Source organism: Actinacidiphila sp. bgisy167 (assembly GCF_965342175.1).
Classification (GTDB): Bacteria; Actinomycetota; Actinomycetes; order Streptomycetales; family Streptomycetaceae; genus Actinacidiphila.
Genome location: NZ_CBDRBL010000036.1, coordinates 1 through 15,062 on the forward strand (window position 1 = coordinate 1; position 15,062 = coordinate 15,062).

The 15,062-nt window shown below is 69.5% G+C and carries 6 protein-coding genes; 1 reads left to right on the forward strand and 5 read right to left on the reverse strand.

Going from position 1 to position 15,062, the window contains the following annotated elements:
* The 4 genes from ACRWND_RS16090 to ACRWND_RS16105 form a co-directional block, all read right to left on the reverse strand.
* Nucleotides 1-6,391 (reverse strand): hypothetical protein (locus ACRWND_RS16090; protein WP_431949787.1); only part of this gene is annotated, 6,391 nt, incomplete at its 3' end.
* A 102-nt stretch (nucleotides 6,392-6,493) separates the two neighbouring features.
* Entirely contained in the window at nucleotides 6,494-10,555 is a 4,062-nt protein-coding gene (eccCa, locus tag ACRWND_RS16095) for a type VII secretion protein EccCa (protein WP_431949789.1), read from the reverse strand.
* On the reverse strand, nucleotides 10,556-11,026 hold the full coding sequence (locus ACRWND_RS16100; protein ID WP_431949791.1) for a hypothetical protein: 471 nt from the start codon (nucleotides 11,024-11,026) through the stop codon (nucleotides 10,556-10,558). It abuts the gene before it with no gap.
* Nucleotide 11,027: 1 nt separating this feature from the next.
* The gene (locus tag ACRWND_RS16105) at nucleotides 11,028-11,318 is read right to left on the reverse strand and encodes a WXG100 family type VII secretion target (RefSeq protein ID WP_431949793.1); all 291 of its coding nucleotides are present in this window, start codon (nucleotides 11,316-11,318) and stop codon (nucleotides 11,028-11,030) included.
* Nucleotides 11,319-11,659: 341 nt separating this feature from the next.
* On the opposite strand from ACRWND_RS16105, the gene ACRWND_RS16110 reads away from it, so the two are divergent.
* Complete coding sequence (locus ACRWND_RS16110; RefSeq protein WP_431949795.1) at nucleotides 11,660-12,316, forward strand: hypothetical protein; 657 nt, start codon at nucleotides 11,660-11,662, stop codon at nucleotides 12,314-12,316.
* A 38-nt stretch (nucleotides 12,317-12,354) separates the two neighbouring features.
* Here the strand turns inward: ACRWND_RS16110 and ACRWND_RS16115 are convergent, their stop codons facing one another.
* Nucleotides 12,355-15,057, reverse strand: coding sequence for a right-handed parallel beta-helix repeat-containing protein (locus ACRWND_RS16115; RefSeq protein WP_431949797.1), 2,703 nt, complete (start codon nucleotides 15,055-15,057; stop codon nucleotides 12,355-12,357).
* Between the last annotated feature and the right edge of the window lie 5 nt (nucleotides 15,058-15,062).

Sequence of the window (15,062 nt, forward strand, 5' to 3'; positions counted from 1 at the left end):
CGGCCTGCGCCCGAGGATCACTCCTGGTGTGCGCGGCCCCAAGTTCATCGGTGAGCTCCCGATCAGCCACGACCACAGCTTCCCGGGTCACCCAACCGTGCTCGACGCCCTCCCGCTCCAGCTCCCTGCTCACCCCGTCGAACAGAACGTCCTCACGAGAACGCACCCCACCCGGGGCCGGCGCGGCAGCCGGGTCGATCACGTCGCGACGCGCGTCGGCCTGCCCCATGAACTCGCTGAAGCCGTCATACATGGCGTCATCGGCACGGGTCGCTTCGATACTGAGGACCGTCTCGATCTCGGCACGGGTCAGACCGCGCAGCGCGCCCTCGGTTCCGCCTGCCTCGTCGACGGCATCGGTGAACGCCTGATCCCTCGCGAGACCCTCCTCGGGCATCAGGACTCGGCCCGAACTGGCCGAACCCTGGACGAACTCGGGGCGCTCCACGCTGCCCGTACGTTCCCGATCCTTGCCCTTGAGTGCCCTGTTGCTCTTCTTGTTCTCGATCAGCCGCCCGGCGCTCGATCCGGCCAGGGCCTCACCGTGCAGCGCATGCAGAGTGGGATCCACTCGGACGAGGAACTCGGCGATGCCCTGAACCTGCGAGTCCGGGTGCAGGTCACTGAAGTCGTCACCGAAGTGGTCCGTCAGGTCGGCTTCGGCCTCGATGACCTCCTGGTCCGTGAACTCCACCCCGGTCAACGGGCGCAGCATGTCGTTGACTTCGCGGGTCCGCTGCATCTGCTCCGTCACGCGCCGCGTGGCGGCGTCGACGCGCGTGCCGGCGGTGAGGTGCCGGTCTTCGTCGCCGAAGCGGCCCCTGAGGCCGTCAAGGAGGCCCTCCATCAGTTGTCGGCCCGAGGTACGGATTGCAAAGCGCCCGGTGTACTGGTCCCTGACCAGCCGTATCAGGGCGTTGCGACCTTCAGGGACGAAGAGCGTCGAGACAGTCGCCGACGTGTCCCCGGTCACCTGGGAGACCAGAGCGTTCAGGCTCTTTATGTCCTGGCTGAGGGCCTCGTCGACTCGCGCCCGCAAGGGCCTGGAGGCCTCGGGATCGACATGCACCGAAGTCGGCAGTTCGACCATCACCTGGACGTGGAGAGCCTTGCCGTCGCTGCCCGCGGCGCTGTCGATCAGGAAGGGGTGGTGGAGGAAGGGTCGTAGCGTCAGCTGCTCGAAGAGCTCCCACGAAACATGCCTGGTCCGACCACCGGAATGCGCCATGCTGTCGTGGACCTCGGGATCCCGGGCCCGCAATGCCTCACGCGCGGAATCACCCAGCGGTACCTCTCTCAGGAGCCCCAGATGCACACCCAACTGCTGCGCGAGTTCGTGACCCTCCGCATCCCGCCACCACGTGTACGTGCCCATCGGCACGTCGCCATCGCCCAAAGCCACCGTCAGATGGGCATCCCCACCCGTCTCGACCCGCTCCACCGTCACCTGCAACCAGTCCCGGTGGTAGCGCTTCCAGCCGTTCAACTCGCGAACGACACCCTCCCGAAGCGACTCCAACACGCCGTCGGCCTCCTCCGGCGACCTCGCACCGTCGAACGCCACCCGCACATGCAGCTCGGTCTTGGCAGCCCCGCCGACATCGAAACGCCGCACATCGAACCGCTCACCCGGCACGAACGCCGGACGTGAGTCGGCAACCACCGGCGCCACGACATGCTCCTGCGCAAGCACGCCCTCGGCAGGTTCCGGCTCCGGGGTACGGCTCGGAACGGTGCTCTCGTCGGCTGTATCGAACCGCTCACCCCGCACGAACGCCGGACGCGAGTCGGCAACCACCGGCGCCACGACATGCTCCTGCGCAAGCACGCCCTCGGCAGGTTCCGGCTCCGGGGTACGGCTCGGAACGGTGCTCTCGTCGGCTCTGACGACCGGGGGAAGATCCTTCGAGCCGGTCGACCCATGCTCGACCGGCCGGCCGGCTCCACCGGACTCGACCGCATCATCCACCACGGATTCGACATCCGCCACCCTCGACGGCACATCGGAGGGGGCGACCACGGGCGCCGGCTCCGTCTCCCGCACCGAACGCGTCCCACCGGACTCGACCGCATCGTCCAGCCCGAGGTCGGCACGCGTCGTCTTCGACGGCACCGGCTCGGTCAGGGCGAGGTCGGCCTTCCCGCCTGCGGGCTCGGCGGTTCGCCAGTCGCGGAAGGCCGGGTAGGGGTCGACGATGTCGGGATAGTAGCCGCCGTCGCGCAGATCGCCGAGGTGGGACTGGAAGGCGTCCTCGTGACGCGACTCGTGCGACAGCCAAGCGTCGCTCTTGTGCCCCGTGGGGGCGAACATCTCGTCGTACTTGACGACGCGGTCCGTGCGGAAGTCGTCGCCCAGCCTGCTGATGACGTCCTCGTGCAGTTGGAAGGACTCGGTGCTGAGCGGGTGGCCCAGGATCTCGTGGAACGCGTGCGCGGACTCACCGACCACGAACTGCAGGTCGCCCTCGTGACGGATCCGGTCGGGCAGCGTCGAACGCAGGTCGTCGCGTACATCGATCCACTGCGGAGCGGAGTCACCGGTCTTCGGGCTGTCGAACCAGCGGCGGGCCGTGGTGCGGACGGTGTCGAGGTACTCGCCGATGACGCGCTGCCGCCCGTTCTCGCCGAAGTGGGCGAGGAAGTGCTCGCCGAGGTCCGCGAAGCGGTCCTGGGCGTGCAGCGACTCCTTCGTCAGCTGGTCCCGGACGAAGCCCTCCCTCTCGAAGCGGCCGCCAATCCCGTCGATCGCACGGGCGACGATCTCGTTCCACTGCGCACGGGCCTTGTCGCCCTCGGGGAGCGTGTGAGCGTCGTTCGCCGCGTCGATGAGCAGTTGCTCGTCGGCGTCTTCGTGCCGGAAGACGACGTCGTACTGGGTGCGCAGATCTCGCTGGAAGTCCAGCCGCACCTGCTGCACGAAGTCGTCCTGCGGCTCCCCCCACATATCGGCGATGTCGTCGAACTTCTCCCCGGTCGCCACCCGGATGTCGTGCTCCCGGGTCGCGATCTTCCCGAGGTCGTCGAACACCCCGTCCAGGAGCCTTTCGATCTGCCGTCCCGTGTGCGCGGGCAGCCGGCCGCTTGTGTCGCCGTCGCGGGCGAACCCCCCGAGGATCTTGGTCAGCTGGTCGTGCTTGCCGATGTAGTACTGCTCGAGCACGTTGTAGTCATGCGTCTTGTCGCGGAAGTGGTCGCGAGGGCCGTCGTCGGATTTGTACTCGACGAATACGTCCTCCTCGGTACCGCCGACGTTCAACTTTTTCACGTCGGGACCCTGAGGAGTGTCGTCGATCCCGTAGGCCTTGGTGTCGTCCTTGACGTACGTCTGCAGGTCGTGGTCGAAGACGTACTTTGAGGTAAGACCGTCGAACTGCGGCAGATCGCCGCCCTCACCGAACCGGTTCGCCTTGTAGGCGCTCACCTGCTCCTTGAAGCGGGCGGTGAACCTCTCGATCTGGTCCGCCCGGACGAGGTACTTGTGCGCGTTGCTCTTGGCGCGGTCGACGATGCGCGTGAAGGCGTCGGAGGAAATGTGGCCCGTCCGTTCGACCTCCAACCGGAACTCACGAGTGATGTCCTTGCGCCACTGCGACTTGGCGATCCGCGCCTCGCGCCCGTCCGGCGACAAGGCCTCGCGCCGCCCGTCCGGTGACAGATGAGTACTGCCGAACAGGTTGTTCTCGACGAACGTGTCATAGCCCCTGTCCCAGGCCGTGTCGAGGTCCTGCCGGTGGAGCTCCAGGCGTGCCTCCGCATCGACGACCGCCTGGGTCTTCGCGTCGTGCTCCTGCTTGAAGGCGTTCCACTCCACAGCCCCGCCGGCGCCCTCTGGGGTAGGGGTATGTCCCGGCTGGTGGTCGGGGGTGCCGTTTCCGGCACTCGCAGCGTCGTCGCCGGCCAGGACGGCGTTGGCGTCATGACCGGGGCGGTCGCCGGGTCCGTGAGCGGTCTCGACGACTCCCGGCTGGTGGTCGGGGGTGCCGTTTCCGGCACTCGCAGCGTCGTCGCCGGCCAGGACGGCGTTGGCGTCGTGACCGGGGCGGTCGCCGGGTCCGTGAGCGGTCTCGACGGCGCGGCCGCCGTTGTGGGCGCCGGCGTCGGCACTGCTGCCGGAGCCGATGTCGTGCTGTTTGGTCACAGTCACCAGGGACGCATCCGAGGCGAGGGAGTGCGCGGCCAGGACTCCACCCCCGACCTCGTCGACGTGCACAGGCATCGCCATGTGCGCGGACGTGTCCGGCGGCCCGAGACGCGTCCCGGGACCCTCCACCGCGCCCGCGCGACTCGGGGAGGCCGACACGGTCCCCGTGTCCTGAGGCGCGTGCTGCCCTGAGGACTTACCGACACCTGTCGCCTCAACCGGGCGCCCCGCTCCCGGCAGCCGACCCCTGGGACGTTCCAGTAGATGCGCGGCGATCTCACGGGCCTGCGCCCGAGGATCACTCCGGGTGTGCGCGGGCCCAAAGGAATCGGTGAGCTGCCGATCAGCCATGACCACAGCTTCCCGGGTCACCGAACCACGCTCGACGCCCTGCTGCTGCAACTCCCTGACGACGTCATCGAACAGAGCGTCCTCACGAGAACGCGCGCCACCCGGGGCCTGCCCAGCAGCCGGGTCCGTCGCGTTGCGACGTGCGTCGGTGTGACCCATGGCTCGGGTCCCCTCGACCGGGTTGGCCGAGTCCTGGTGCGACACCTCGGGTTTCCGTCCCACCGCGCCGTTGCGCCCAGCGGTTACCGAGACCGAGCCGGCGTCATGGGCCGCTGCGCCCGGGCCACCGCCGGCAAGGTGCGCATTCGCGTTGACGTCGGCATGCAGCAGAGCGGAGCTCCCCACGCCGGGCGCGTCAAGGTGCGCCGGGAGGGCCAGGGGCTCCTCGACCAGTCCAGCCCAGCCCGACTCCCCTTCCTGTACCCAGTGTGTCCCGTTCTCGTCAATCCGGTGCTTCGTGCCCCCCGGCGTCATGTATTCCCGCGCACCACCGGTGTGCGGCGCCGTCGCCGGGGGCGCGACAACCCTTTCCCCCGGGGCGCCGTGCGGCACTGCGCTGGTCGGCGGGAGGACGTCCTGAACTCCTGGATCGGTCCTGACGATCTTGCCCCCGGCCGCCGGGGTCAGGTCCGGACCCAAGGGTTTCACCGTCACGCTGCCGGAACCGTCTCCGGCGCTGCGCGGCGGCCCGTCGAGGTTCGCGTGAGGTACCGTCACCGGGGCGGTACCGTCCTTGACGAGGTTCCGCGGCGGCCCCTCGCCCCCGACGGTGGGCTGCCTTACGCGTGCCTGGTTCGGGAGGCCGTCCGTGCCCCGCACATCACCGGGCGCCGTCCTCCCCGGCACCGCCCCGCCGGGCGCCTCGTTCGGGACACCTTCCGTGCCCCGCACACCACCGGGCGCCGTCCTCCCCGGCACCGCCCCGCCGGGCGTCTGGTTCGGGAGCCCCTGCGTGTCCCGCACACCACCGGGAGCCGGCACGTCGACGCTCCCCTTGCCGATGCTGGTCACCGGTGCGCCGGCCGTCTCGTTGATCCTGCCTGCGTTCAGCGGCGGCACGGCATTGTGCTCGATCACCGAGTTGACGGGGAACGGCGCGAGATGTGTGACGTCCGGGATCTCGACGCGGCCGGCACCGCCCAGGTTCAGGCTGGCGAGATCGGGTGTATTGACCTTCGGGGGCGTGAACACATACCTGTCCACGACACCCGCGATGGCGTTGTCGAGGGACTTACCGTTCATGAGGTGCGTCTCGACACCGCCCATCCAGCCTCCGGCCCAGACGCTGAGGCCCATGTTGAGGCCCTCGCTCTTCCAGTCCACGACGAAGGGCACTTTGGCGACGGCCGACGCCGCCGCCCCTGAAGCCACGTCGGTGCCGAGCGTCAATGCCGCATTGACCGCCGCGTCCCAGGCGAAGGCGCCTATCCGCCCGACCACGTTGGCCGCACGGGCGGCCACGCCGATCAAGGACGCAATGGCCTCGACGATCCGGCCGACAGTGGCAGTGATAGCGCCCAGGATCCCGCCGATGCCGAACGCCGCGATTCCCAGGACCGTACCGAAGATGACGGCGAGGGCTTCCACCAGGTGCGCCCTGTTGATCTGGTCGATCGTCTTCTGCAGTTCGTCCGCGTAGGCGAGGATCGCCTGCCCGAGCTGGTCGGCCACCCAGGCCGCCTCGAAGATCGAGTTGTAGACGTTGAACGGTGCCGAGGCGCCCGCGCCTTCCGAGTCCCAGACGACCTGCACGTTACGGCCGGTTTTGCCGGTCCAGGCCGTCGACAGGGACGAGACGCTGCCGTTCATCGAATCGAGGTACTCGTAGATCCTGCGGGAGTACTCGACCCACTGGTTGCCGAGGTCGCGGATGGGGCCAACGTCGAACTCTGCTGCCATGGCGGGTAGTCCTCACAGGCAGGCGGCCCCGGTGGGGGCCGCCCGGTCAACGGTTTCCGGTGGTGTTGTCTGACGGGGTGCGGGGTGGAGCCGGGTGAACGGTCAGGCTTCGGCCGTGTCGTACACCGTCTGGACGAGCGAGGGTGCGTGGCGGCGGGAGACGAGGATGCCGCGACCCGGGGGCAGGCGCCGCGCCCGCTGGTCCCCGAGGACGGTTCCCTCGCGGGGGTCGCCGGACATGATCAGGCCGCCCGACCCGAGGTCGCGTATCCGGCCGGTGACCGGGTCCGAGAGGGAACGGCCCGCTCCGCCGTTCCGTCGGGCGATCACCACGTGGAAGCCGATCTCGGCGGCCTGTGTGAGGTAGTCGCCGACCGCGGCCAGCGGTCCGCGGCCGGTCGTCCCGCCCGTCGCCACCAGGTCGTAGTCGTCCACGACCAGGTAGAGCTCGGGCCCCTCCCACCAGCCGCGTTCCTTCAGTTCCCGCGGGGTGATACCCGGGGGAGGCATGCGCTCCTTGAGCTTCTCCACCACTTGTCCGATGTACGCGGTGGCGGTGTCGGCGTCCCCGGCGCTAGCCCCGACATAGTCGTCGGGCACGGCCCCCATCAGTCCGCGCCGGTAGTCGACCACGATGAAGCGCACGTCCCAGGCCGAACGGCGCTTGGTCATGGCCCGCATCCACGAGCGGAGGAAGGAGGTCTTGCCCGAGCCCGACTCGCCGTACACGAGGAAGTGCGGCCCGTCCGCCTCCAGGTCGAGAAGCGCCGGCTGCAGGTCGAAGTCACGGATCCCGATCGGCACGGCACCCGCGGGCAGCGCCTCGGTACCGCCGGGCATGGCCTCGGTGGCCTGCTCGAGCTCCTCGGGTGCGATGACTTCGGACAGAACGCGCAACTGCGGAGCGGGAGCGCCCTTCCAGGCCGCGACCAGCTCGTCGACCACGGACTCCTGGGCCTTGGCCAGGTTGTCGGTGGACGCTGTTCCGTCCAGCCGGGGCAGTGCCGCGTGGAAGACGTGGCCGGGCTGCACCAGGCCGCGGCCGGGCATGAACGCGCGCATGCTCTTGGCCAGCGGACGTGAGATCTCGGACTCGGTGGGATCGGCGAGACGAAGTTCCATGCGGCCGGTGATGGTGTCGCGCAGATTGGCCCGCAACTCGGCCCAGCGGTTGGCGGAGAGCACCAGGTGGACGCCCACGCCCAGGCCGCGCACCGCGACATCGGGGACGATCTCGTCGGCCTCCTCCACGGCCGCGCGAAGGCCCGCCCAGTTGTCGATGACGAGCACGACGTCGGCGGCGTTGACGCCGTCGGGCAGGGCCTTCTCGTCACGGAGCCTGCGGAAGTCCACCGCGGAGTCGATCCGCAGCTCCTGGAACAGTTTCTCCCGCTCGTTCAGCAACTGCCGGACCACGGACAGGGCACGCCGGGTGCGCGGCTCGTCGTGGCGGGTCGTGATGCCGGACACATGGGGTGCCCGCTCCAACCCCATAAGGCTGCCGCCACCGAAGTCGATCCCGAGGAACTGCAGTTCGTCGGGGGTGTGGGTGAGCATCGCGCTCATCATGAGGGTACGCAGCAGCGTGCTCTTGCCGGACTGGGGCCCGCCGACCACGATCATGTTTCCCTGCTGCCCGGACAGGTCCAGCGTCATGGCGCGCTGCTCCTGGCGGCTGGGCAGGTCCACCACACCGACGGGGAAGGAGAGCCCGCCGCCCTGCGGCGCCAGCGCGGAGTGGAAGCCGCGCTCGTCGTTGCCGGCCACCGGCCCGAGCATCGAGTCGAGTTCGACCGCTGGCGGCAGTGGCGGCAGCCACACCTGGTGCACAGGATTGCCGTGCGCCTTCACCTGTGCCACGGCCACCTGCATATCGGTGCGCTGCCCCGGACGCGGCCGGGAAAGCGTCACCGACGGCTCGGTCTCGTCGGTCTCCTCGGTGACGGCGTCCTCCGCGGTGCGCAGGCCGAACGGCACGGGTTCGGGGGCGGGGCCGGCGACCGGTCTGCGCTCGTGCTCCTCTTCGTACGCGCCGCTGACATGGGCGACGCGGAAGCGCTCGTACACGGACTCGTCGACCTTCAGGTACGCGGAGCCGGGGATCGAGGGCAGCCGGTAGGCGTCCGGCGTCCCGATCACCGCGCGGCTCTCCTGGGCACTGAAGGTGCGCAAGCAGATCCGGTACGACAGGTGGGACTCCAGGCCACGCAGGCGCCCCTCGTCCAGCCGCTGGGTGGCCAGCAGCAGATGCATACCGAGGCTTCGGCCGACCCGGCCTATCTGGACGAAGAGCTCGGTGAAGTCAGGACGCTGTGCGAGAAGTTCGCCGAACTCGTCGACGACGATCATCAGGTACGGCATCGGCTCCAGGGGCCTGCCGTCCACGTCGGTGCCGCCACTCGCCTGCAGGATCTGGTACTCGCGGACCGAGTCCACGTTTCCGGCCCTGCGCAGCATCTGCTGCCGGCGCTGCTGCTCGCCCTGCAGTGCCGTGCGGACCCGGTCCACCAGCGCCAGGTCGTCCGCCAGGTTGGTGATCAGGCCCGCGACGTGGGGCAGCTCCGTGACGCCGGCGAAGGTGGCGCCGCCCTTGAAGTCGATCAGTACAAAGCTCAGGTGCTCCGGCGCATGGGTCATGGTCAGACCCGTCACGAGGGTGCGCAGCAGCTCGCTCTTGCCGGAACCGGTCGCGCCGACCACCAGCCCGTGCGGGCCTATGCCCCCCAGGGCGGACTCCTTGAGGTCCAGCACCAGCGGGGCTCCGTCGCCGGTGAAACCGATGGGCAGCCGCAGCAGCGCCTCGTCGTCGGGCTCCCGCCACAGCGCGGTGGGGTCGAACCTGCCGAGGTCGGTGACGCCGAGCATCTCGGGCAGGGCGACGGCGCGGGCGAGGACCTGCTCCTGCTCACCGGACAGCTTCAGCGGCGAGAGCGCCCTTGCCGTCTGCTCGGCGAGTTCCGGCGGGCACACGTCGGCGACCGCGTCCTCGACCGCCTGGACCAGGGCGGGGTAGCGGGTCTCCAGGGTGAGGTTGCCCTCTGCGTCCACCCGGGCGCGGGCGTCGACCCGACTGGGTTCCTCGCTCTCCTTGGTGACCACACAGACCACGTGCAGGCCGCTTTCCCCACCGGCTTCGGCCAGCAGGTCCGCCACCAGCGGCAGGCGTGCCCACTCCGCCCCCGGCCGGAAGCCGTCCAGCACCACCACGAGGTGGCGGGAGGCCCTGTTCTCGCGTCGCAGACCGAGGGCTCCGGCGCGTTCCGCCCTTTCCTCGCGGACCCGCTCCACATGCGACTGGAGCAGGTCGGCGAGGCCGTCCATGCTCTCCGCCACCATGGGGATACGGTCGGCCCGACCCGGCTGGCGGGTGTGCGGCAGCCATTTGACCCAGGACCAGGAGTGATCCCGGCCCTCGGTGAGTGCGGCGATCTGGACGTCGTCGGGCGCGTGCAGCACGGCGAGCTGCATCAGCAGGGATCCGGTGAGCTCGGCCGTGACCTCCTGCGGGCCGAGCAGGGTGAGGACGCCGGTATTGGCCAGGTCGACCCATGCCGGCTGGAGGCTGACGGCTGCGAAGTCTCCCGCCAGCCTCTCGGCCCGGCGGTGGGACTCGGGGTCGTGCTCGGTGGTGGGGTCGCCGTGCTTGCTCAGGGTGATGCGCAGGGCGGGTGCCCCGTTCCCCAGGCCGAGACGGACCTTCATGAAGTCCGGGTCGGTCGGGCGGCGTTCCCAGATCCGGCGCGGACCGGCGGTGGCGATCGCCCACAGCCGCCGGGGGCTGGGGTGGACGAAGGCGCTGACGGCGCGCTGCGTTGCCGCCGACTCGCGGGCCTGACGGCGGATGTCGGCGAGGTACTCGACGTACCGGTCGCGCTGACGGTACTGGGTGCGCCGGTTCGCGTTCCTGGACTGGGACCGGACCAGCACCATGACGCCGATGGACACGACGACGAAGCTGATGCCGAGGATGGTCATCCACGGTCTGCCGAAGGTGACCATGTACGCAGCCATGCTGACGCTGCTGAGCAGCGGCAGCAGCATGTACAACCAGGTCTGGGCCTGGTTCTGCTGGGCTTTCTGCGGCGGGGCCGCCAGTGAGATCTGCTGCTCCGGGACCGACGGGGGGAATGTCCTCGCCGGGCGGTGGAAATCCGTCCTGGTCATTTAGGCGTTCGACCTGTTCGGGTAGTCGGTGGTGATGGGGTAGTCGGGGCCGGTGTGGTCCCTTGGGAAGTTGGCGTCGTTGCTGCCGTCCATCCCGTCTCCGCCGCCACCGCCACCGCTCGCCATGCCGAGCTGGAAGTCGTTGAACGCCTGCCACAACGTATGTTCCACGTGGCTGAATCCGACGGCCGTTCCCATGACTCCCCCGGCGAGGGCGGGCAGCGCGCCCGGGGCGCCGTCCTTCTCCCCGAACATGTTCGTCATCACATTGGTCCAGCGGTTGGCGAAGTCCTGCGCCTCGTCGGCGCTCGGGGACACCCAGCCGAGCTTCAGACTGGCGACGGTGTTGTTGATCCGGCTGATCGAGTCGGCCATCTCCTTGGCAAGCGAAACCAGCGATCTGCCCTCTTCGCCGAGCGGCGCGGGATCGATCTTTATGGTACTGGCGTCGTAGTCAGCGCTGTCGGCCATGTCAGCCTCCCAAGTTATTGGTGTTGGCGCGCTCAGCGGCCACGTAGTTGTCGTATGCCGTCTGCAGACGCCCGACCATCTCGTTCAGCAGATCCTCCAGTGCACGGGAGGACGTCGTAAACCACGAGGCGGTGGTCTCGAACGTCGACGCCGCCGGGCTCTGCCAAAAGCTCTGTGCGGCGTCGAAATGACTCTGGATGCGGCCGATCAGACCGGAGACGGTCCCGCTTTCCGATCTGACGATTCCGATCGCAGCGTGCAAGTCCTGCAGTGCGACCTGGAACTCGCCCAATGACATCCGCCCCGGGCTTCCACCCCCTGCACTTTCGCGACCGCCGGCTCCACCGGACCCGGTTGTCGCATCCGCCGGGGGCGCATGGTCCGCGTCACGGCGCACCGACGGGGCATTCGCCAATCGCTCCAGTCCCTCTCGGAGCTCACCCGGCGACGTTTCCGGCATGGCCACGTTCCTTTCATGCCCGCGCCGCGGGCCAGAGATTTCCGCAGGTTTACCAGAGCCCGGAACGGGGCTGTCGGAACCGGACCCCGGTATGTCAAACTGGTATTAGTCGGCGACTGCCGGCTTGAATTTTCCACCGGCCTCGCTGCCGGGTTCCCGCACCGGAGAAGAGAATGCCCACCCCCGCCCCGAACAAGAGCCCTCTCCATTTGTCGGACGACGACGCGGACGACGACGGCATCGTCGACGATCCGGACGCCGGCAAAGACCTCACGTCTCAGGTCCCCCTCGTTCAGGTGGGCTGGAACCAGGACAACCTGCCCAGCTTCAACACCGACCACGGCGGCAACTCCAGCGGCGACGCGCCGACTGACGTGCTGCACGGCAGCGAGCCGATCCTGTTCGATGGGGGTGCCGTGCGAGCCGCCGAGAAGAACCTGCTCTCCCAGGCGGCCGGCGGCGTCGAGCAGTACGAGCAGCTGCGCACCAAGGTGCAAGCCGCGGTGCACAGCAACTTCTGGGGTCCGCCCCAGCCGGACCAGCCGATCGCCGCCTACCAGAACGGCGGCTCGGCTCCGAACCCCGGAGGAGGAGGCACGGGCCAGTCCATCGACGACCAGAACAAGGCCGACCAGCGCGTTCTCGCCGACATCGGCGAGGAGTTCGCCCAGCACATCAACCCGACGATGCAGAAGGCTCTGATGATGCAGGCCAGCGCGTTCCAGCTGCTCGGCAGTTACATCGCCATGATCAACGCCTCGGGTCAGGCCTACGCCCACACCGACCGGGCCGCCCGATTCCCCGAACCTCCGGGGTCCGTCACCAGCTGAGACAGCGCTCCGCCAGGTGTGCCTCCGGTGAGTGGCCATCAGGCCACCACCGGGGGCACATCGGACGGCATCAGCACCGTCAGGTCGTCGTCGCTGGGGGAACCAGGCAGGTCCGACACCCGCATGGCGTGCCGCTCCGTCATCTGCTGGAAGGCCTGACGGGCGGTGCGTCCGTTGCCGAAGCGCTCGGTGCGTGCGATCGAGTCGAAGTGCTCCAGCAGCACCGCCGCCGTCTCCTCGGGAATCCGGTACTCGTGCTGGGACGCCTGGTACTCCACGATCCGCACCAGATCCGATGACGTGTAGTCGTCGAAGCTCAGGGTGCGGGTGAACCGGGAGGCGAGGCCCGGGTTCGAGTCGATCAGACGCTCCATGTCCTCCGGATATCCGGCCGCGATGACCACCACGTCGTCGCGGTGGTCCTCCATCAGCTTCACCAGGGTGGAGACGGCCTCGAGCCCGAAGTCGTTGCTCTGCCCCACCGGCACCAGCGAGTAAGCCTCGTCGATGAACAACACGCCGCCCAACGCCTGTCGGAAGACCGCGGTGGTTCTCGGGGCGGTGTGGCCCACGTACTCGCCCACCAGGGCGCTGCGGTCGGCCTCGACCAGATGCCCGCTGGCCAGCAGCCCCAGAGCGGCGAGGAGCTGGCCGTACAGGCGGGCCACCGTCGTCTTGCCGGTACCGGGGTTGCCGGCGAATATGAGGTGCCGGCTCAGCGGGGGCGGCTGCAGACCCGCCTCCTGACGCCGCTTGACCATCTGCATCAGCTTGGCCATGGCGGCCACTTCGCGCTTGACGCTCTCCAGGCCGACCAAACGGTCCAGCTCTGCGAGGAGTTCGGGCAGCCGGTCCTCGCCGACGGACTCCTGGAGGCTGACCCCGGCCTTCCTCGCCGCGGCGGCGCGCGCTCCGGGTGCGCCGGTCACGACGGCCGTCTGCCCCTCGTCCTCCGTCGGCATGGAGGCGACCTTGACGTTGCTGCTGCGGCACTGCTCGAAGCGGGCGGCCGCGTCATCCGCCTGGGACAGGTCCTCGTCCGTGTCGTGCACCAGGCAGCGGCGCAGCACGGTGGATGCCTTGGCGCCCACGTACACGGCGGGAAAGCCGGTGGCGGATACCGCGCAGTCCTCCAGCAGGCCTTCGGCGCCGTCGCCCGCGTACACCCCGTTCTTCTGAGTGCCGGCTATGGTCACCGACCGCACCCGCGGGCGGGCCCCGGTCCAGATCACCAGTCCGCTGCCCTTGGTGTCGGAGATCGCCAGATCCTCGATCACGGCCTCGGTCCCGTCGTCGAGGAAGACCCCCGCGGAGCCTGAGCCGTCGACCCGGCCGCCGCGCACCACCGCACCGGTGGCGGCGGCGATCTCGATGCCCGTCTTGGCGGACCGGGACACCTCGCAGTCCTCCAGCAGGGGGCGGTGCCTGGTCTCCAGCCTGACGCCGGTCTCCGCCTCGTTGATCACACAGCGGCGCAGCACCGCGTCGGCGTCCTTGATGTCCACGCCCGTCATCCGCGCCCGCTCGACATGGACGTCCTCGGCGAGGACGTCCGCCCCGCCCTCGGCCCGCAGGGCGTGCTGCGCGCTGTCCCGTAGCGTGCAGGAGCGCAGTTCCACGCGGGCGTTGCCGCCGACGTAGAGGGAGGTGTACGCGGTGGTGGAGATCTCGCAGTCCGTGAGGCCCACGGTGCAACTGTCCGAGGCGTGCACACCGTTGGCGCCGGTACGGGCGACGGTGCTGCCCCGGACGAACAGCTGAGCGCTTTCCACGGCGCCGAGCGCGGTCCCGGGCAGGTCCACCACCCGGGTCCGGTCGAGTTCGACCCTGCTGGTTCCCGCGGCGATCACCCCGGCTCCGCCCGTCTCCCGGATGTGGCAGTCCTGGAGCCAGAACTCGGCGGTGCCGGACACGACCACGCCGTCCCCGGCGGTACCGAAGACCTCGCACTTCTCCAGCCGGATCCGCATCTCCTCGCGGCCGGCGGCTGCCGCCTGGTCGGTTCCGGCCCCCGGAGTGGGTGCGGTCACGCCCGGTGCGTCGGTCACCCTTACCCCCTGAGCCTTGCTGTCGTGCAGGCGGCAGCCGCGCAGCAGCGGACGTGCCGGGGTCTGCACCACCACCGCGGCGTCACCGGTGTGCCGCACCGTGCAGTCGTCGAAGACGCCCTGGGACTCCCCGGTCAGCACCAGACCGCATCCGCTGACCCGCTCCACGACGGTGCGGCGCACCTCCACGGTGGCGGCATCGCTGAGGGTCAGGCCATGACCGGAGATCGACCGGATCGTGCAGTCCTCGGCGAGGACACTTGCCGTGCCGGTGGCGTGGAGGCCGGCGCCGAGGGCCTCCACGACGGTGCACGAGCGCAGTTCCGCGGCGGCGTCCCGGATGACCTCGATGCGGCCCCGGGACACCTCGCAGTTCTCCAGCACCGCCCGACCAGCGCTGACCAGCACCGCCGGACCGCTCTCGGGGACGCCCTCGATCGTCAGATCCCGGAGCGTGGGCGCGCCGCCGTTCACACTCACGGCGGGACCGTGTGTGGCTGCGATGCTGACGGTACCCTGACCCTTCTCCGCGACGATCGTGAGATCGCGGTCCAGGACCAGTGACTCTCTGTAGACACCGGGCTGGACGTGGATCACCGCGCCGTCCTCGGCCGCCCTGACAGCGGCCGTGACGGTGCGGTAGACGCCCCACCCACGCTCCGCCACGCGCAGGACGTTCCGCTTCACTGCCACGCTCC

Bases quoted from the DNA above. Each gene is read 5' to 3' on its own strand.
- eccCa (WP_431949789.1), bottom strand. From the start codon at position 10,555: ATGACCAGGACGGATTTCCACCGCCCGGCGAGGACATTCCCCCCGTCG.
- ACRWND_RS16110 (WP_431949795.1), top strand. From the start codon at position 11,660: ATGCCCACCCCCGCCCCGAACAAGAGCCCTCTCCATTTGTCGGACGAC.
- ACRWND_RS16100 (WP_431949791.1), bottom strand. From the start codon at position 11,026: ATGGCCGACAGCGCTGACTACGACGCCAGTACCATAAAGATCGATCCC.